The sequence below is a fragment of the Mucilaginibacter sp. genome (assembly GCF_965277465.1).
Taxonomy (GTDB): Bacteria; Bacteroidota; Bacteroidia; order Sphingobacteriales; family Sphingobacteriaceae; genus Mucilaginibacter.
The window spans coordinates 1811625-1832845 of sequence record NZ_CBDICW010000002.1 but is presented as its reverse complement, the minus strand read 5'-3'; the positions used below and the strand labels follow the sequence as shown (position 1 = coordinate 1832845).

Below are 21221 nucleotides of genomic sequence, written 5' to 3'. Positions count from 1 at the left end.
CTACTTTATTTGTGCTATTGAAATAATATCCTCAAATCTATTATTCGCTCCTTAGGCTTTTTACCGGGTTTGTTAAAGCTGCTTTAATTGCTTGAAAACTTATAGTGATCAGTGTAATTACAATTGCAGCTAAGGCCGATAATATGAATACCCCGGGGCCGATAGTAATACGGTAATCATATTTTTGCAACCAACCTTTTAAAAAATAAAGCGCTATTGGTGAAGCTATTACACAGCTAATTATAACTAATAAAATAAAATCGCGTGAGAGGAGCAGCCAAACCTGTGATATAGACGCCCCCAGTACTTTGCGGATCCCGATTTCTTTAGTACGTTGTTCGGCAACATAAGCTGCAAGGCCGAACAAGCCAAGGCATGATATAAAAATAGCAAGGCCGGCAAATACCCCAGCCAGTTTACCAACTAATAACTCAAGATTAAATTTGTGGTTGTATTCATCATCAACAAACTGATAGATGTATGGATAGGCAGGGTTATAGGTATCAAATATTTTTGTAAGTTTTGCAATAGCATCGTGCGTGCTTACATTTTTTGCTAAGCGGTACATAACAGTATTACCACCTTGCCCATGACAGAAAATTGCTGGTGCAACAGGCGTAAACGGTGATTCCATCAAGGCATCTTTTACTACACCAATTATGCGGACAGGTAAGTTGCTTCCATTCCACGTTATTAATTGGTTTATAGGATTTTTAAGACCGATACGTTTTATCGCAGCTTCGTTAAGCACAACATTTAGGGTGTCCGTTTTCCAATCGGCTGCAAAGTCGTGCCCCTCTTTAAAGGTTATTCCCAAAGTTTTAAAATAGCTGTCTGATACCCAGATACCACCAATATTTACCGATTCATCACCCGCATTTTTTCCGGGCCATTTATCAAGCGACAAATGACTGTAAACATTAGTTACCGGGCTTGATGCTGCTGCTACACTCTCTACTATTCCACTGCTTAACAATTCATTTTTTAGCGCATCATAATGCGTAATAAGATCGCCGCTCATATCAGTCATCATTAAACGGGCAGCGCTGTAACCTGTGGGCCTGTTTTTAGCATACTGTATTTGCTGATACACAATAACAGTACTTATTATTAGCGCGATAGAACAGCTAAACTGAACCACTACTAATATTTTGCGCGGTAATGCAGCCGCTTTACCAACTTGAATAGCCCCCTTAAAAACCTGTACCGGGTTAAATGATGACAGGTAAAACGCGGGCCTGCTGCCTGCTAATAAGCCAGTAATTAATACATATAATATCATCACTGTCCAAAACAAGGGGTTGCCATAAGGGATACTTATAGAACTGCCAATAAGCTTATTAAAAGATGGTAATGCCAGCTGCGTAAACACTAACGATAACAAGAATGCAATAAAAGTTATTAATACTGATTCTGTTAAAAATTGTAATATCAGATCTTTACGCTGTGAACCTATTGCCTTACGAACACCTACTTCCCTGGCCCTTTTTTCAGAGCGCGCTGTTGAAAGGTTCATAAAATTGATACAGGCAATGATCAATACCAATATACCGATGAGGCTAAACATGCGTACATAGTCAATAAAGCCGCCAACTTCCTTACCATTTTTAAAGTCGGAGTATAAATGCCAGTTTTTTAAAGCATGCAACACCACAACGGGCTTGGCAGGCCGCATCTGCGGGCTCTTTTGATAAACAATGTTCCTTATCTTAGGTTCAATCTGCTCATAGGTTACACCGGGTTGCAGTTCTACATAAGTTGTAAATGAATTATTAGTCCAGGTGGTGCGTGCACCCTTCATCCAGGATTCAGTTTGTTCTTTAAAGCTGAAAGGAGTTAGGTAACTAAATTGCAAGGTTGCATTTTTTGGCAGATCTCTCAATACGCCGGTAACCTTTAAATTTTGCTTATTATCAAAACGAACATATTTATTTATTGGGTCATCGTTTCCAAATAATGCTTTAGCGGTTGATTCTGTTAAAACAATTGAATAGGTTTCGGTTAAGGCAGACTGTGCGTTTCCTTTAACAAAAGGATATTGAAACATTTTTAAAAAATCAGGATGTGTTGCACCACCACCCAGGTACAGCTTTTTATCCCCCACTAAAAGATCGTGGTTCATCCAGCCCAAATAATCAGCCTCTGCAACCCGTTTAATTCCCGGTATTTCTTTTCTTAATACATCTGATAAAGGAATTGCCAATGCAGTCTGTGTATGTTCCCCATCGTGCTGACTGGTAAAATTTAGTTCGACCTGGTATAGTTGATTGTAATTTGGTAAGAACTTATCGTATGAATATTCATTAAATACCCATAAGCCAATAAGCAAAGCCACAGCCATCCCTGCAGCCAGCCCCAAAATATTGATCGCACTGTAAACCTTACTATTCACAATGTTACGCCATGCGATTTTTAAATAATTCTTTATCATCTTATAGAAACATCTATATCTGTCAGTTAAAAACTAAATTAGTTTATTCGCTCCTTAGGCTTTTAATCGGATTGGTAAGCGCTGCTTTTATTGCCTTATACCCTACCGTTAAACAAGCTAATATTATAGACGAGAAAACAGCCAATAAAAACACATCGGCACTTATGGTGATACGATAAACAAAGCTTTGCAACCAGCCGGCCATCAGGTACCAGGATACAGGTACAGCAATGGCAAATGATATACCTATCAAAATCATAAACTCCTTTGAGAACAGGAACACAATACTACTTACTGATGCACCCAATACTTTGCGTACGCCCACTTCCCGCGTGCGCTGAACAACCATAAAAGATACCAGTCCATATAAACCAAGGCATGAGATAAATACTGCTATAGCAGCAAATATTTTGTAAACCAATGCCAGCTGATTTTCCTGCTTGTAAAACTGGGCTATGTTGTCATCAAGAAAAAAGCCGTTATAAGCATACTCTGGATACATGTTTTCCCATTGCTTTTGCAATTTTGAAACTGTTTTACTTAGGTTTTTAGTTTCGATTTTAATAGCTACCTGCGATTCGAATTTTTTGCGCGGAGAAATAACAATTGGTTTAACTATTTCACGTAACGAGTTGGTTTTAAAATCTTTAACTACACCAACTATAGGTGCCCAAAATGCTTTATTACCACCCAAACGTACGGTTTTGCCTATTGCAGTTTCAGGGTTTTTAATCCCTAACTTTTTAAGAAAGGTTTCGTTCACCACTACCTGGCGTATGGTATCACTTTGATCATAACCTTTACCAGCCACAAAACGCAGTCCGTAAGTTTTAAAATAGTCAACATCCCCATACTTTAAAAAGGTAGTGATACCGAGTTCCTTTTCCGAATGATCAAAGTAAAAATTAGTACCCCAGTTATTTTCTGATGAGGGTGCATCAGATGCAAAGCTTACCGACTTAACATCAGAATTTTGCTGTAGCTGCTCCTTAAACGATTGGATTTTACCCAAACTGATGCTATCTGTATATCCGGGAATGATCAGAACCGCACTTTTGTTAAAACCCAGATCGGCCGCGTTAACAAAGTTCATTTGCTTCACAGCAATGATAGTACCGATAATTAATAACTGTGATATGGCAAACTGCCCCACAACTAAGCCCCTGCGAAGCGGGATACCACCTATAGAAGCAGCTGTTATTTTATTTTTTAATGCTAAAACAGGTTTAAAGCCCGACATTACCAATGCGGGATATACTCCTGATAAAAGTACAACCACAATAGTAACCAATACTAAAAACAGCAGGCTGCCCGCACTTATTAAGCTAATATCATCGGGTACGTTGGCAATGTTTTTTAGATATGGCAAGGATATTTTTGCAATAATTACAGCCAATACTACTGCACCTACCACAATGATCCCTGTTTCGCCAATTACCTGGTTGATGAGTTGCACCCTGCTGCTGCCTAATACTTTACGGATCCCAACCTCTTTTGAACGGCTTACTGATTGTGCCGTTGATAGATTGATAAAGTTGATTGAGGCCATTATGATGATCAAAATGGCTATAAATGATAGTGTACGGAGGGTTGCTTTAGTGGTTAAATGATCGCCGATGGTATTACCGAAACGGGTATCAAAGTGCATTTCGCTCAAAGGCTGTAAAAACTGAATCCTGCTTACACGGCCCTTATCGCCTGAGTGCCTGTAATTAAAGTTTTTAAGCTGTGCATTTATTTTATCAATAGATTCACTTGGAGGTAAAAGCATAAACACCTGGTGACTGCTGCTTACTGAGTGCCAATCGTTGCTGTATCCGTAATCATTCGGATGCTGTTTCCAGGTTATAAACGAAACCAATACTTTAAGCGGGAAATCGCTGTTGGGCTGGGCATCCTCAATTACGCCGGCTACTTTTAAATTGAGCACGTTATCCATTTTAAGGGATTTGCCCATCGCATTTTTCCAGTCGCCAAAGTATTTTATAGCACTGCTTTTGTCTATAACCACCATATTGGGTTCTGCCAGTGTCTTTGCGTCGCCAGCCAGCCATGTGGCACTAAAAATGTCAAAGAACTGCGGCTCCATAAACATTACGCCTATGTTCTCGGTGAATTTTTTATCATTGACACCACCTGATGAACCATTATCGGGCACAGTAACCTGGCTGCCGTAATTTGTATTTATGGCCGCCACCTTTGCCTGGGGAAAATCCAAACGCAAAGCATCGGTTGAAGGGATAGCAATACCGGGATTGTAGGCAAAGCCATCTTCCCGTTTTTCTTGTGTTACTACATGGTAAATGTTTTTAAAATTTGGCCTGAAGGTTTCAAAGCTTAATTCATATTGTACCACAACAAATATGAGCAGGCAGGCAGCTATACCTACTGTAAGCCCTGATATATTAATGGCTGCATATCCTTTATGGCGGATAATATTACGCCAGGCGATTTTGAAATAGTTTTTAAGCATAATAAAATGATATAACTGATAATACTTAAAAGGCGTACCAAAAGTTTAATTAATTGATAATCAAATAATTAAAAACATTAAAATTATACGAATATGTTCGTAAGTGTAACACTATATGTTCGTTAATGATACAGTTGAATATTTTATAGTATTGAAATAAACATTTAAACGGCTTTTTTCTCAATGCTATAACTTAAATCATTCGCTCTTTAAGCTTTTCACCGGGTTGCTCATTGCCGCTTTAATGGTATGGTAGCTTACTGCAAATATGGCTGTAAGCATAGCTATTATTGCTGCCGAAACAAACAATGTCCAATCGGGCTTTATGCGGTAAGCAAAGTTATCAAGCCACTCATGTACCAAATAAAAAGCTATGGGGGCGGCTATAATAAATGATCCGGTTGCCAGTAAAATAGTGCCCCGGTTAAGCAGCAGGAACAGGTTTGATACCGATGCCCCTAATACTTTACGGATGCCTATTTCTTTTGTACGGTTAATGGTTGTAAGACCTGATAATCCGAAAAGCCCGAGGCAGGCAATAATTATGGCCAGAATGCAGGATGTGGTTATAGTTGTCATCCAGCGCAAGTAGGCTTCATACTTTTTGGCTACATCCTCATCCATAAATGTATAGCTGAAAGGTAAGTTACCGGTTAACTTGTTCCAGTTATCCTTTATTTTTTCCATTGTTTTCGGGATGCTTTTTCCTGCTTTAATCTTCACCCAATAATATGCTGTACGATTTGCATTAACTGTATGGTAGGCGGGCTCTATCTTCTTGGTAAAATCATCAGTATGGTAATCTTTACAAACACCAATAATAACCCCGTTAATAGCAGTATTTAACACACCTAATTGCGGTTTACCCAGCATATTATAAAGTGTTTCATTAACCACAATGGCATGCCTAATTGACGAACTGTGGCTTGATTTTCCGAGTGAAGGAACTTTTAATTCTGCACTATCACCTGCTATGTCTTTGTTAAATGTTCTGCCGTTAAGGATGGGGATTTTGTTAAAAGAGAAATAATTATAATCAACATTTAAGGCCTGTAACATCACCTTTTTACCATCAAGCATAAATCCCGAATAGTTATAGGCACCAAAATTAAATGATGCGTCTGTAACGTCCTGTATAGCAGGTTCGGTAGCAGCATAGTTATAAAAAATCTTTTTAAACGCGTCAGACTGCTGCACCTGTTTCCAGCTATACGGGTTCTGCAGTATCACTACCTGGTCTTTATCAAAGCCCATGCTGCTGTTATTAACGTAGTGCATTTGTTTATTAATAGCCAGGGTTGAAATAACCAAAATAACACAAATGGTAAATTGTAGCACTACCAAACTTTTTGATAAAAGCGGACTAATTCGATAAGCCGAAAACCCACGCATAATATTTAACGGTTTAAGGCCAGACATGGCCATTGCCGGGTAAATACCTGCCAATAAGCCCAAGGCTATTGCCAGGCCAAATAACAATGCCGCTATGGTTCCAAAAGAAAAAGATGACAGCTGTAAAACTGTTCCTGTAAGATTACTAAAAAATGGCAGGCATACCGATGCCAATATAAAACCGGTTATAACGGCAATAAAAGCAAGCAGCTGTGTTTCGGTGTAATACTGCAACACAATTTGTTTGCGGCCAGCACCAATAGTTTTACGTACGCCAACATCCTGCGAGCGCGATATGGCGTTGGTAAGTGTTAGTAAAATATAGTTTAAACAGGCAATAAGCAGGATAACAACGGTAAGGCAACCCAACTGGTAAATATTTTTAAGATCAGTGTAGTGGCTCCAGTCCTCGCTTTCGTTATAATGCGCCTGGGCAAATGGACGTAAGTAAATATTTACAGCTTTAAACTCATGCTTGGTATCATACTTCTGCATGGTTTCAGCAAATGCTTTAAAGTAAGTTTTACTATAATCAGTAAGTTTTTTTTGGAATATGGAAGTATTAGTTCCCTGTTTAAGCTTTATGATCAGGTAATCACTAAAGCTGTTAGTACCCTGCCCCATTCCACCCAAATAATCAGGATCAGACTCCCTGGGAACTATCAGGTCGTATTGAAAACTCGAATTTGAAGGAAAATCCTTTGCAACCGCACTAATGGTGTATAGTACGGTGTCTACAGCTAATGTTTTACCAACCGGGTTGTAAGCACCAAAATACTTTTTAGCCAATCGCTGGCTTATTACCGCCTGGTTGGCTGAAGCTAATACATTTGATGAACTGCCGCTAACCAATGGAAAATTGAATATCTTAAAAAAATCAGCATCAACATAAGCTGCATTGTCACCATTCTCTTTAAAGCTCTGGTTACCAATTTTGATGATCGGGTTGTACATTGTTTTAATACGAACGGCACTCTCCACTTCCGGAAAGGTCTTTTTAAGATCGCCAGCCAGTATCATTGGCGTTTGAATCATCCTTTTTACTTCTGCATCCTTCATCAGGAAGGAAAAAAAATTCTTTTTGAATTTATCCCCTCTGAATGAACCGAACAGATCTGTTTCTTCTACCCTGAACAACTGTTCATTATCCTTATGAAAACTATCAAACGACTGCTCGTTTTTTACATATAAATAAACCAGTATACAAAAGGCACTGGCTACGCTTAAGCCAATAATATTGATAGTTGTATACAGCTTGTTCCTGAAAATATTACGGAAAGCCAGTTTTAGGTTGATCTTTAACATAGTTTTACTATTAATTTTTCAATATGATTATTCGCTTCTGAGGCTTTTAACCGGGTTGGCTATTGCAGCCCTGATTGTTTGAAAGCTTGATGTAAATACAGCTGCAAGCAGCATAGCAGCACCGCTTATCGCAAATATCCACCAGCTTATAGCTGTGCGGTCTACAAAGCTTTCCATCCATTTATTCATGGCGTACCAGGCAATTGGCGTAACCACTACAAAAGCTAACAATATCAACCATATCAGCTCTGTTGATAGTAGTGTAACTATTTGTGCTACAGAAGCACCTAAAACCTTACGTACACCAATCTCCTTAGTACGCTGGTTAGTGGTGTAAATAGCCAAGCCCAATAAACCCAGGCAGCTGATAAATATAGATAAGCCCGTTGCCCAGGTAAGCAATGTTGAGGTATGCTGCTCAGTATTATAAAATTTAGCAACAGTTTCATCAAAAAAGTGATAATCAAAATCATCATCTGGGTAAACCTGTTTCCATGTTTCCCCAATTGCAGCAATTGCTTTTTTCCAATCCCCACCATCATTGGCTGTTTGCGGCCTTAAGGCGATATGAATAGTGCCGTTATTAAATTTAGCGCTTGGGTAAATAGCTAATGGCTTAATAGCCGCATGCAGCGATGCCTGGTGAAAATCGGCTATAACCCCTACAATTTGTTTCTTTTTACCAAAGTCTATCATTTTACCAATAGCTTGTTTTACATCTTTAAAACCTAAGATATGGGCATAATTACTATTGATCAACATACCCGATGCGGTGTCGGCCATGGTAATGTTTCTTCCGGCAAGTAGTTTTATACCGTATACTTTAATGTAATTTTCATCACCCGTTTTGGTTTGCAGATCGGTTTTTATTTCTTTCTTACCATCCTTATAAGTGATCTCCTGCGAGTTCCACCCATTTGATGACGGTATATCGCCACCTACGCTAACCAATGCAACCTGTGGCAGCGAACGGATCTTATCCAGCAATATTTGCTTATGACCCTGGCTCCTGTCCTTCCAGGGAGTGTATACATAAATAATTGCGTCCTTTTTAAAACCAAGATCGGTGTGTAGTGCAAAATAGATCTGCTTGCTTACCAAAACCGTGGCCATTATAAAAAACTGAGCAATCACAAACTGGGTAACCGTTAACGATTTACGCAGCCAAACATTACGTGTTTTACTGGTACCTGCATAAGCCTGATTTTTAAGTACCAGGATAGGTTTATAACCCGACAGCACAAGTGCCGGGTAAAATCCTGATAATAAGCTAACAACAACGGTTAGTACAAAAAGGAACAGTATCAGATCGGGCTGATGGAAAAAATTAGCGGTTAAGCCTTTAGGAATAAAATCAGCAAATAGTTTCAGGATAAGTGGTGTAAGCGCAACAGCAATAAGAACCGCAAACAGGGTAATTATAAAAGTTTCGCTCAAGTATTGAAATATAAGCTGCCCACGTGTGCTGCCCATAGTTTTGCGGATGCCAATTTCTTTTGACCGCTGGCCTGCCTGTGCCGTTGTCAGATTTATAAAATTGATACAACCCAATAACAACAGAAATAAAGCAATTACCATTAAGCCATATAAAGTGGTTTTATTTGCTGGCGAAGTATCAAAAGTGCCATATTTACTATTAAAATGCAGATCACCTAAGGGCTGCAAGTGAAAATCCTGTGTGCTGCCTTTGTTTTCGGCCTTTGGCGGATTATGCTTTTTTAGTAAGGCATTTAATTGGCCTTCTATATTTTTAACTGTTGTTTTAGGCAGCAGTTTTATAAAAAATTGAGAGTTTGATGTGGTACCTCCCCATTCTGTTAATTGCTGTTTAAGGTCGTTATTCACCTTCATGGTTTCGAAGGAAATAAAATCATGGAAAGTAATATCCGTATTTTCTGTAAATTCCTGTACAATTCCTGTAACGGTGGTTTTTATGGTATCCTCATAAATTACCTGTTTGCCCAGCATCTGATCGTATGACAATGAAGGAAAGTATTTTTTGCCCTGGGCCGATGTTAATACTAATTGGTAAGGCCCGTTTAAAGATGACTTAGCCGAACCTGCCAGCCATTTATATTGAATAATGCCAAAAAATTCAGGCCCGGCGAAAACAACACCCGTATTATGCTTAAACTTTTCGGGTTTTTTATTTTGTGTTACGGTTACGTTTGCTTCGCCCTGCGTAAAAAATGGGGCCGATGTTTCCAAACCTGTTACTTCGTTTTTAACAGCATCCGGTAATGGGCCCGTAACTCCGCTGTTATAATTTGCTTCGCCCGAGAAGGTGTAGTTGGTAACTACTCGGTATATACGGTCTTTATCAGGATGAAAGTTATCAAACGTAAAATCGAAATGAACAATAAGATAAATTACCAGTGCTGCACTGATCCCAATTGATAAACCTATAATATTTATCAGGGTGAACACCTTGTGACGCCAAAATCCGCGGAGGGCAATTTTAAAATAGTTTTTTATCATGATTTTTATGTTGGGTTAGGTACAATAATTTATTAAATATTTATTCGCTCCTTAAACTTTTAGAAGGATCAGCAATGGCCGCTTTAACAGTTTGAAAGCTTGACGTAAATACAGCGGCTATTAACATACCGGAACCGCTTAAAGCAAATATCCACCAGCTTATAGGTGTTCTGTCTGCAAAGCTCTGCATCCACTTATTCATAGCATACCAAGCCATAGGCGTTACAATTATAAAAGCGAGTAAAATAAGCCAGATCAATTCTGTTGACAGTAAGGTTACTATCTGTGCAACCGTAGCGCCCAGTACTTTACGTACCCCAATCTCTTTGGTACGCTGGCTGGTGGTATAAATAGCTAAGCCTAATAATCCAAGGCAGCTTATAAATATAGATAAGCCAGTTGCCCATGCAAGCAATTGAGAAGTATGCTGTTCGCTTTCATAAAACTTAGCAACTGTTTCATCAATAAAATGATATTCAAAATCATCTTCGGGATAAATTTCCTTCCACGATGATTCCATAGCTGTAATAGCAGTTTTCCACTCCTGTCCTCCTGCCGACTGCTGTTTTAAGGCAATATGGAAAGTACCGCTAAAATCAGTGTCGGCACTGGTTTGGATAATCAACGGATCAATAGGTGCATGAAGTGATTCCTGGTGAAAATCAGATACCACACCTACTATCTGCATCTGTGTATCACCGTTAAAATCATCAATCATTTTACCAACGGCATCATGCGGGTCTTTAAAACCTAAAATTCTGCTATAAGCAGCATTTATTAAAAATGCTTTTTTTGCGTCGCCTGTTTGCAGGTTGCGCCCGGCCAGCAGTTTTATTTTATATAGTTTAATGTAGTTTTCATCACCAAACTTTTCATCAACCCCCATTTTTATTTCTTTCTTACCATCGCGGTAAGTAGCTTCGGTCGAGCTGGTATTTTCGGACGAAGGCGGATCATTACCCATGCTTACCATCTCTACCTGGGGCATAGCATGCAGTTTATTAAGGAAAACCAGGTTACTGCTTACCTTCCTGTTTTTGTAAGGCGAATTAATAACAATTATTGCATCCTTTTTAAAGCCAAGCTCCTTATGCACTGCATAATAGATCTGTTTGCTCACTAAAACGGTAGCCATTATAAAAAACTGGGCTATTATAAATTGTGTTACCGTTAATGATTTACGTAACCATGCGCTGCGTGTTTTGCTGCTATTGCTCTGCGCCTGGTTTTTTAGTACCAATACAGGCTTATAACCCGATAAAACAATAGCCGGGTAAAAACCGGATAACAGGCTTACCAATATTGTCAACCCACATAAAAACAAAATTATACCAGGTTGACGGATCAGATCGGCATTTATACCTGCCGGTATAAATGCTGCAAACAACTTTAATATGGCTGGCGCCATAGCTGCCGAAATAATAACTGCTATGGTGGTAATAAAAAAAGTTTCGCTTAAAAATTGAAATATCAGCTGCTGGCGGCTGCTGCCCATAGTTTTCCGGATGCCGATCTCCTTTGCCCGCTGGGCTGCCTGTGCTGTAGTTAAATTAACAAAATTGATGCATCCCAACAATAACAGGAATACGGCAATGGTAAGCAACTCAATTAAAGTAGTCTGGTTAGCAATATGGCCGCCATCAAAAACACCATAGTTTGCATTAAAATGTATATCGCTTAATGGCTGTAATGCAAATTTCTGGGTATTACCCTTAGTATCTGGGCGCGGGGAATTATTCCTTTTTAAAATATCATTCAGCTGTTTTTCTATCTGTGATACTTTGGTATTTGGATATAACTTAACCAATAGCTGCGATTTTACCGAAGTACCACCCCAATTGTGTAAGCGTAAAGCCGCTTTAAGGTCGTTATTAGTGAAGCAGCTGGAGTAGGATATAAAATCGTGAAAAGTAAAATCTGTATTTTCTGTTTGAGTTTCAACTATCCCGGTTACAGTAGTTTTAATAGTATCATAAGCCACAGTTTTACCGAGTATTTGCGCACAAGGTACATTTGGGAAATACAGTTTAGCCTGTTCAGAAGTGAGTACTACCTGGAACGGTTTGTTCAACGCTGTTTTTGCTGAACCTGCAAGCCATTTATATTCAATCAGATTAAAATAACTATCATCCGTTAGGATCACATTACGCTGAGCTTTAAATTTTACAGGCGTATTTTTGTTTTGGCTGATAGATACATCAGGCTGAAACAGCTTATAAATGGGTGCTACTATTTCTAAGCCTGATACCTGGCTTTTAACAGCACCCGGTAATGGGCCGCAAACACCAGGATTATAAGCAGGCTCGCCCGAAAATGTAAAGTTTGTAACTACGCGGTAAATACGGTCGCCATCTTTATGAAACTTATCAAAATTAAGGTCAAAGTGAACTATCAGGTAAATCACCAACGATGCACTGATACCAATAGATAAGCCTACAATATTTATCAGCGTAAATAGCTTATGTTTCCAGAAGCTACGGAACGCAATTTTAAAGTAGTTTAATATCATAATCAGCCGTATTTTAAATAGATTGTTTAAAATACATACCAATTATATAAATACCTAATAATCAAATATTTATATTTTTAACTTTTAACCAACTGTACGCAGGCGTAACACACGGTGTACGGATACGATACAATTGCTTTTACCTGCACTATAAATGATTAATAACCCTTATTCGGCCCTGTAACTAAATAAAAAAAGGCAGTCTGTTGATGTTTTAAAACATCTCGACTGCCTTTAAATTATGTTGAAGTTATACTTAGTTAAAACTTAGGTCCAAACGTCCGTTTACTTCTGCATGTACGGGTATACCCCCACCGTTTATGCTTCCTTTAACATGGTCTTTTTCCCAGGTACCTGAAAATGCGTTTGCTGTTGATGCGCTGATCCTTTCGGCATTTAAATTAAGGTCAAGACCTTGTTTTGATGGTAATTTTAGTGATAAATTACCACCGCTTATATCTAACTTAACATATTTGCCGGCATGTAATATTTCAATATTCATATTGCCACCACTGGTTGATGCATCCAGACTGCATGATAAGCGGCTTAAATTAACACTACCACCTGATGTACCGGTAATTAATTCGCCTGCTATATTACTGCCCGATACATTGCCACCGCTGGTGCTGGCATTGATGCTTCCGCTTAATGATTCAAGATGCAATGAGCCCCCGGATGTTTCAAGCTTTAATTTACCCTGACAATTGCTGGCGTGGATATTTCCGCCGCTGGTTTCTAAATTAATAATGTCTTTTGAGTTAGCAATGTCAATACTGCCGCCTGATGTTTCGCCTTTGATTTCGCCTGCAAGGTTATTAAGGTTTAAGCTGCCACCGCTGGTAGTAAAGTTTTCCTGACCAGTTAAATTATCTAAACGAATGCCGCCGCCACTTGTATTTAAATGCGTAGCTACTTGCTTAGGTACATATATTTTAAAAGATATGCTTAACTGTCTTTTCCAGTCCCAGTCGCCATCATGTTTTCTTTTGGCTTCTGCTTTTAACTGGTGGTTGTTTACAGAAATTTGCAGAATGTAATCTTCATCCAGTCGTTTTTTAATTTCGTCCTTTGATAATTCCCTGCCGTTATTACCAGTAACAAATACTTCAATACGGGCTGCTTCGCCACTTGCACCACTAACCATAATGCTGCCACCTGCTGTATTTACTGCTACATCTTTTATAGCATCACTGGCTAATGATTTTGTTTGGTATGGTGTTTTGTTCCAGTCCTGACCGAAGGATGCGTAGCTCTGGCCTCCAATAAGGGCTAATAGTAATAGGTAAGTTTTCATCGTTATTATATTAAGTTTTTATAATAGACCCTTATTTACCTGTATACGTTGCATCTATTTATAAATATATTTAAGTCATAATATTATTCGCTTTTTAAGCTCTTTACCGGGTTTGCCAATGCCGCTTTTAAAGCCTGTACACTAACCGTAACAGCCGCTACCAATAAAGACGAACCGCCTGCAACAATAAACACCCACCAGTGAATATTGATACGATAGGCAAAATCCTGCAGCCATTTATGTGCTACATACCAGGCAATTGGCGAAGCTATGATTGTTGCGATAATAACCAGGCGCAAAAAATCTTTTGAAATAAGTACAATAATGGTTGAAACATTTGCCCCCAATACTTTCCTGATCCCGATTTCTTTAGTGCGCTGAATAACCGCGTAAGCTGTAACCGCAAACAGGCCCATACAAGCTAATACAATGGCTAAAATTGAGAATGTTGAAAAGATACTTGCAGTACGTTGCTCGGTTCGGTATAAGGCATCATAATCATCATCCAAAAACTTATATTCAAATGGGCGGCCGGGTACGCGATCTTTCCATAATTTGGCAAGGGCCGGGATAACCGATGCTGTATTATTGCCACTTACCCTGATAAATAAGTTACGTGTTTGAAAATGGTCAAGGAATATCAGCAGCGGACTGATAGGATCATGAAACGATTTAAAATTAAAGTCTTTAACCACAGCTTTTATTTTTCCTGTTGAGCCTTTGCTTATTTCTTTACCTATGGCTTGTTCAGGTGTCCATCCCAACGCTCTCGCTGCCGACTCATTGATCATAAACGAATAGTGAAAGTTCTTCCCCTGGTTAGTGGTATCAATTTGTAAAACATCGGTATGGTTAAAATCGCTGCCTGCAATAATTTTCAACTGCATGGTTTTTATAAAATCCTCATCCATTGGCAGGGCATTAACGGTTAATACCTTACCATCCGGCGTATCTATACCATCTCCCCACTTCACATCAATAGGTTCGTTATTTGCAGATGCTACCCCTTCAACCCCCGGGATGTTAGCCATTACTTTTTTTAATCCGTCAACCTGCGGCTGCATGGTATAGTCAACAGGTAAAACAATTACGTTACTCTTATTATAGCCAATGTCCTTATTACGGATATAGGATAACTGCTGCACTATCACCACGGTGGTTACAATCAGAAAAATTGAAATTACAAACTGGAAAATGATAAGTGATTTGCGAACACTTTGGCCCGAAGTAAAAGAAAAACCAGACTTTAATATTTTTGACAAACGGGCATTTGATAACAGGATTGCAGGATAAGCGCCGGCAGAAAAACCTATTAAAATAGCCAAAGCAACCAAACCTGTTATAATAACAGGATCTAACAATGCATTAAACTGTAACTGTTTGCCCGACAATTGATTAAAGTATGGCAATAATAAATAAGCTAACAACACAGCTAATACCACCCCTATTGAAGTAGTAAAAATTGATTCCCCTATAAACTGCCTGAATAGCTGAAGTTTGCCAGCACCCATAACTTTACGGATGCCAATTTCGGCCCCACGGCCCGCTGATTGCGCGATGGAAAGATTTACATAATTAACGCAGGCAATAATTAATATCAGCAATGCAACTGCTACCAATATATAAATATAGGTAATACTGCCATTGGGCTCTAAAGCGCCGCTAAGGTTTGAATGGAGGTGAACGCTGGTTAAAGGCTCTAAATGGTATGTTAGGTATTGGCTGCCAGCCATTTTAAGTTCGCCTTTGCTGATAGTACTCATGTAGTTGGTTACCTGCCTTTGCAATGGCTGTACCTGGTCTTTATTTTTAAGTAAAAGATAGGTAGTGTAATTAGCCGACCACCAGATCTCCTGCTTTGATGCACCCAAAGCTGTAAATGGTATAATAAAATCAAACCTTATTTGTGAGTTTGAGGGGGCATCTTTTGCCACGCCTGATACCAGGTAATTTTTTTCGCCAACTTTTAGAGTTTTCCCTATGGGGTCGGCATTATCAAAATACTTTTTTGCAGCAGTTTGTGCGATGATGATCTTATCCGGCGAACTCAGGGCCGAAGCTTTATTTCCATCTAACAGCTCAAAAGAAAACACATTAAAAAACGATGGATCGGCATATAAAACATTCTCCTCTTCAAATAAACGATCATTATAGCCCACTACCCCGGTACTTTTTATCAGCCTTACATAATCGGCAACTTCGGGAAAAGTGCGCTTAAATTGCGGCCCTACCTTAGTTCCGGTAACGGCTGTCTGTTGTGCATTGGTACCGTGGTTATAATCCATAGTAACCCTTACTATTTTATCGGCATTGCTATTAAAACTATCGTAGCTAAGTTCGTGCTTTATGTATATGCCGATCAGCAAACAGCTAACTATTCCAACAGTTAAACCGGTGATATTTACAAAAGCATACAACCTGTTCTTTTTTAAATTTCGCCAGGCAATTTTGAAATAGTTTTTTAACATAGCATTTTTGTTGAGTTATTAAAGTTGTTGAATTATTCGCTCCTTAAATTTTTTACTGGATTGGCTAAAGCTGCCTTAATAGCCTGGAAACTAACGGTTACTAATGATATTATTACCGTAATTAAACCCGCAATAATAAATACCCATATACTTATGGATATACGGTAAGGATAACTTTTTAACCAGTTATACATTGACCACCACGCAATTGGTGAGGCTATTAAAAATGAGATCATTACCAGTTTCAGGAAATCTTTAGACAACAGAGTTGTTAAACCAGCTACCGAAGCGCCAAGCACCTTGCGCACACCAATTTCCCTTATTCTGTTTTGTGCCATGTAAGCGGCTAAACCAAACAAGCCTAAACACGAAATGATAATGGTTAGCCCGGCAAAAAGACTGGCTAATATGCCGGTTCGTTGTTCATCGCCAAATTTTTTGGCATATTCCTGGTCAACAAAATTGTATTCAAACGGATAATCGGGATTGTATTTTTTAAATACCTGCTCGGCAAGCTTTAAATTTTTTGCCGTATTGTTAGCATTATTCATTTTAAAGTGAATAACATTGAACCATGATTTAGGTCCCTGGATCAGCATGTGTTTTACCGGTTCATAAGGCGATTGCAGTATAAAATCTTTTATAACCCCTACAACATGCCATTTTGTGGCATCCTTACCTTCGCCCTGTGTTACAATCTGCCCAATCGGATCCTTGAATCCCATAATTTTAACCGAAGCCTCGTTCAGCAACATTCCTAATGAATCGGTAGGGTAAGTTTTAATATCAATATCGCGCCCGGCAATGATCTTAAAGCCCATAGTTTTAACCAGGTCGCCATCGGTATTAAATATATTAAAGTCTATTTTTTCGCCGCCTGCTGGCCTGCCTGTCCAGTTGTAGCCCCAGCTATCGCTCCAGCCCTGTGTTATTGGTGCACTTGTTTTTGCAACAGCTGTGGCTGCCCCAATATTAATAAGATCGTTTTTAATAAATGCATAGTTTTTAGCGATACTACCCGACATCATTACATAAACCAGGTTATCTTTTTTATAACCGGTATCCCTGTTTTGTGCGTATTGCAACTGCTGGCGAATAACAATTGTGCATATAATAAGTACCACCGCAAAAGTAAACTGTATTACCACCAAAAGTTTACGCGGGGTTATCAACGCATTGGCAGCCCGTAAAGTACCCTTGAGTACACTGATTGGTTTAAAGGAAGACAGATACAGCGCCGGATAACTGCCCGAAACTATCCCGGTAAATAAAATGAATGATAAAGAAATTAACCAAAAATAAATGCTTCCGTACGGAACATATAATTGCTTTTGTGTGAGCTGATTAAAACCTGAAAGACTTAGCTGCACCATTATAAGTGCAATAATACCCGCAATAAAAGCAATCAATACCGATTCGCCTAAAAATTGGAGGATCAATGAGTTTCTTAAAGCGCCAACAACTTTACGGATGCCGACCTCCCGCGCCCGTTTCTCGCTTCGGGCAGTGCTCAGGTTCATAAAATTGATACAGGCTATCAATAAAATAAACGCGGCTATGATAGAGAAGATCCTAACAGATTCAATTTTACCGCCGGATACCTTTCCGTGGTCATCAAATTTTGAATATAAGCGCCATTTGCTGAGCGGATGTAAAAACTGATCTATTTCTTTTGTATCCGAATGTGTTTTTGTTACGTGTATAATGCTCGCATCGGCCTGTGCCTCGGTAACCCCCGGTTTTAATAATACCCAAGTTTGTATGGAGTTATTACCCCAGTAGTTATCATCCCAGCCAATTTTTTTCATGTACGACCACGGCAGCAGGTATTCAAAATCAAAACGTGTATTATTAGGCAGATCTTTTAAAATGCCGGTAACGGTAAAGTAAGCATTACTGTCTATTTTAACTGTTTTACCCATTGCATTTTCATCACCAAAAAGTTTTTTTGATAGTTTTTGAGTGATAACAATATCATGAACATCATTTAAAGCTGTTTTAGGGTTTCCATTGATCAGCGGGAAGCTAAACATGGTTAAAAAACCTGGGTCGGTAAAATTACCGTGGATGGTTAAACGCTTATCGCCTACGGTAAACAGAAAGGTATTATCATTAGTACGGGCTACGTCTTCAATCTGCGGGTAATCCTGCTTTAGCGTTTTTCCCATTACTTTGGGTGTGGTTCCCCAGCACCAAAGCTTACCATCAAAAACCGAGCGGTTATAAACTTCATATAACCTGTCTTTTTTTACGTGGAACTGGTCATAACTCACCTCATTCTGTATCCATAACAATATCAGTGCTGAACTGGCCATTCCAATTGCTAAGCCGATAATGTTGATAGCCGAAAAGGCTTTGTGACGCAACAGGTTTCTCCAGGTGATTTTAAAGTAGTTTTTTAACATAGTTTCCCTAAGCTTATTTTAATTGATAAGACGCCGACTATATAAACAAGGTTGCACCAATGGTATTAATTATTCGCTCCGTAAACTTTTTACGGGATTTGCCAATGCCGCCCTGATGGCTTGGAAAGCCACCGTAGTAACAGCTATCATTACAGCCAATATACCGGCCACCGCAAATACCCACCAGCCAATATTTATGCGGTAAGCGAAATCCTTTAGCCAGCTATGCATCCCCAGCCACGAAAGCGGGAATGCGATCACTGCTGCTATCAGCACCAATTGTAAAAACTCTTTTGATAGCATATTTACAATACCTGGAATACTGGCACCCAAAACCTTTCTGATCCCTATCTCACGGCGGCGTTGTAAAGTACTGTAAGCAGCAAGCCCTAATAGACCAAGGCACGAGATCATGATTGCCAATATTGCGAAATACATAAACAGCTTACCAAACCGGTCTTCGGTTAGGTATTGCTTGTTAAAGTTTTGATCTAAAAAAGTATAGGCAAATGGTCTTTGCGGTACCATTGTTTTCCATTTATTCTGCACAGCCGCAATAGTTGCCGGAATATTACCCCCCTTAACTGTTACGGTAAATACATTAATATACCTTGGATTGATACGCAGATTTAATGGTTTTACATTTTGTTTTAATGATTCGAAATGAAAATCCTGTACCACACCAATGATCTTGCCTTTGCGGCCCCATTGGGCAAACGACTTTCCAATGGCGTCATCAGGTTTAGCATAGCCTAAACTTTTTACGGTTGTTTCATTGATGACAATTGCTTGTGTTGAATCTGTAGCAAAAGCATTGGAGAATGCACGCCCGGCCACTATTTTCATACCGTATTGTGGTATAAAATCAAAGTCCACATCGTAAATATTCATATTCATTGGCATAAAACTGCCTGAGCGGCTTTGCACTTCTGTATAAGCCACGCTGTTACCATTACCCGGGGTTGTTGATGAGCCGGAAACTGCAATAACTCCGTCTATTGATTTTAATTCATTTTTGATACTTTGGTGCATCACCTGCACTGCAGAATCGCCGCTAAAATCAATTACCATCATTTGGTCTTTTTTGAAACCAAGTGATTGGTTGCGCATAAAGCTCAATTGATTATATACAATAAGTGTACCCACTATAAGCACTATTGATATGGTAAATTGTACTACAACAAGCCCTTTTCGTAAAAATATGCCTTTTACAGATGCATTGAAACGCCCTTTAAGTACCGTGGTTATTTTAAAGCTGGTAAGCACAAGTGCCGGGTAAATTCCTGCTATAAAGCCAATGGCAACAGCTATGGAAAACAGGATAAAAATATAACCATGCTCAATTATATTATGGCTGATAATTTTACCGGCCAGCTGGTTAAACAAAGGCAAAAGCAGGATGCTTAACAATACCGAGAACAGGAAAGATATCAAACTGATAATTACGGACTCGCCTAAAAATTGTGCTGTTAGCTGTTCCTTGCCTGCACCAACCACCTTACGGATGCCAACTTCCTTAGCCCTTTCAGTAGCACGGGCAGTAGTTAAGTTCACAAAGTTTATACAGGCAATAAGCAGGATAAATATGGCTACGATGGAGAATATATACACGTTTGACATACTGCCATTTACCGGAGCGCCCCTATCATTATCCATATAAACGGCTTTCAAGGGCTCCACAAAAAGATCATAATTATAGCCTTTTTTACGCTGATCATCGCTGATATGCTTTCTTAAAAAGGATGGTAGTTTGGCTTGCAGTTTTTTGGCATCAAATCCATCAGCAAGTAATAAATAAGTGTTATTAGTAAAATTACCCCACTCATTCATATTGATCAGCTTTAAAGGCTCCATTGTTGATGCCGAAATAAGCATATCAAAGCTAAAGTGCGAATTAAGCGGTACATCCTTAATTACGCCAGTAACTTTAACCGGGTGCTTGGCATCCAGCATTAATGTTTTGCCCAATGCACTTTCATTGGCAAAATATTTTTTGGCGGTTGTTTCGGTTAATACTACGCTAAATGGATCTTTAAGCGCAGTAATGGGATCACCCTGAATAAAAGGGAAGCTAAATATTTTAAATATATCAGGGTCGGTAAAACTTACATTGTTTTCCTGGAATTTTTCGTTTTTGCTTTCAACTAAGAAGCTGGCACCAAACACCCGGGCATTTGCTTTTACTTCCGGATAATCAGCCTGTAAAGCAGGGCCCATAGGGGCCGATGCACTGCTCCAATGCAGTACCTCGTTCGGGGTTTTTAAATCTGTATTTAACCTGTATATATTATCAAAATTTGAGTTGAACTTATCATAGCTCAGTTCAAACTTTACATACATAAAAATCAGGAAACAAGCCGCCATGCCAACAGCCAGTCCTATTATATTGATCATGGAGAAGCTTTTGTGTCTCCAAAGATTTCTGAATGCTATTTTAAGATAATTCTTTATCATAATTTAGGTTGT

Annotated in this window: 9 protein-coding genes; all 9 read right to left on the bottom strand. The window is 39.1% G+C overall.

What is annotated here, in order from left to right; genetic code table 11:
• Positions 1–40: 40 nt before the first annotated feature.
• The 9 genes from ACQY4U_RS20330 to ACQY4U_RS20290 all read right to left on the bottom strand — a co-directional run bounded on the left by ACQY4U_RS20330 (position 41) and on the right by ACQY4U_RS20290 (position 21209).
• Positions 41–2431, bottom strand: coding sequence for an ABC transporter permease (locus ACQY4U_RS20330; protein ID WP_428331293.1), 2391 nt, complete (start codon positions 2429–2431; stop codon positions 41–43).
• A gap of 43 nt (positions 2432–2474) precedes the next feature.
• Complete coding sequence (locus ACQY4U_RS20325; RefSeq protein ID WP_428331292.1) at positions 2475–4904, bottom strand: ABC transporter permease; 2430 nt, start codon at positions 4902–4904, stop codon at positions 2475–2477.
• 198 nt (positions 4905–5102) lie between these two features.
• A complete protein-coding gene (locus ACQY4U_RS20320; protein ID WP_428331291.1) occupies positions 5103–7601 on the bottom strand; it encodes an ABC transporter permease in 2499 nt (832 codons plus the stop codon).
• Between the two features lie 27 nt (positions 7602–7628).
• Positions 7629–10079 carry an FtsX-like permease family protein gene (locus ACQY4U_RS20315; protein WP_428331290.1) on the bottom strand — a complete coding sequence of 817 codons (2451 nt, stop codon included), beginning with the start codon at positions 10077–10079 and terminating at the stop codon, positions 7629–7631.
• 40 nt (positions 10080–10119) lie between these two features.
• Complete coding sequence (locus tag ACQY4U_RS20310) at positions 10120–12588, bottom strand: ABC transporter permease (RefSeq protein WP_428331289.1); 2469 nt, start codon at positions 12586–12588, stop codon at positions 10120–10122.
• A 256-nt stretch (positions 12589–12844) separates the two neighbouring features.
• Positions 12845–13882 (bottom strand): hypothetical protein, encoded by a 1038-nt coding sequence (locus ACQY4U_RS20305; RefSeq protein WP_428331288.1) that lies wholly within the window; start codon positions 13880–13882, stop codon positions 12845–12847.
• Between the two features lie 83 nt (positions 13883–13965).
• On the bottom strand, positions 13966–16350 hold the full coding sequence (locus tag ACQY4U_RS20300) for an ABC transporter permease (RefSeq protein ID WP_428331287.1): 2385 nt from the start codon (positions 16348–16350) through the stop codon (positions 13966–13968).
• Between the two features lie 32 nt (positions 16351–16382).
• On the bottom strand, positions 16383–18755 hold the full coding sequence (locus ACQY4U_RS20295; RefSeq protein WP_428331286.1) for an ABC transporter permease: 2373 nt from the start codon (positions 18753–18755) through the stop codon (positions 16383–16385).
• 69 nt (positions 18756–18824) lie between these two features.
• Entirely contained in the window at positions 18825–21209 is a 2385-nt protein-coding gene (locus ACQY4U_RS20290) for an ABC transporter permease (protein WP_428331285.1), read from the bottom strand.
• Between the last annotated feature and the right edge of the window lie 12 nt (positions 21210–21221).

Excerpts from the sequence above, each read along its gene's own strand:
- ACQY4U_RS20330 (WP_428331293.1), bottom strand. The coding sequence starts at position 2,431 with ATGATAAAGAATTATTTAAAAATCGCATGGCGTAACATTGTGAATAGT.
- ACQY4U_RS20325 (WP_428331292.1), bottom strand. The coding sequence starts at position 4,904 with ATGCTTAAAAACTATTTCAAAATCGCCTGGCGTAATATTATCCGCCAT.
- ACQY4U_RS20320 (WP_428331291.1), bottom strand. The coding sequence starts at position 7,601 with ATGTTAAAGATCAACCTAAAACTGGCTTTCCGTAATATTTTCAGGAAC.
- ACQY4U_RS20315 (WP_428331290.1), bottom strand. The coding sequence starts at position 10,079 with ATGATAAAAAACTATTTTAAAATTGCCCTCCGCGGATTTTGGCGTCAC.
- ACQY4U_RS20310 (WP_428331289.1), bottom strand. The coding sequence starts at position 12,588 with ATGATATTAAACTACTTTAAAATTGCGTTCCGTAGCTTCTGGAAACAT.
- ACQY4U_RS20305 (WP_428331288.1), bottom strand. The coding sequence starts at position 13,882 with ATGAAAACTTACCTATTACTATTAGCCCTTATTGGAGGCCAGAGCTAC.
- ACQY4U_RS20300 (WP_428331287.1), bottom strand. The coding sequence starts at position 16,350 with ATGTTAAAAAACTATTTCAAAATTGCCTGGCGAAATTTAAAAAAGAAC.
- ACQY4U_RS20295 (WP_428331286.1), bottom strand. The coding sequence starts at position 18,755 with ATGTTAAAAAACTACTTTAAAATCACCTGGAGAAACCTGTTGCGTCAC.
- ACQY4U_RS20290 (WP_428331285.1), bottom strand. The coding sequence starts at position 21,209 with ATGATAAAGAATTATCTTAAAATAGCATTCAGAAATCTTTGGAGACAC.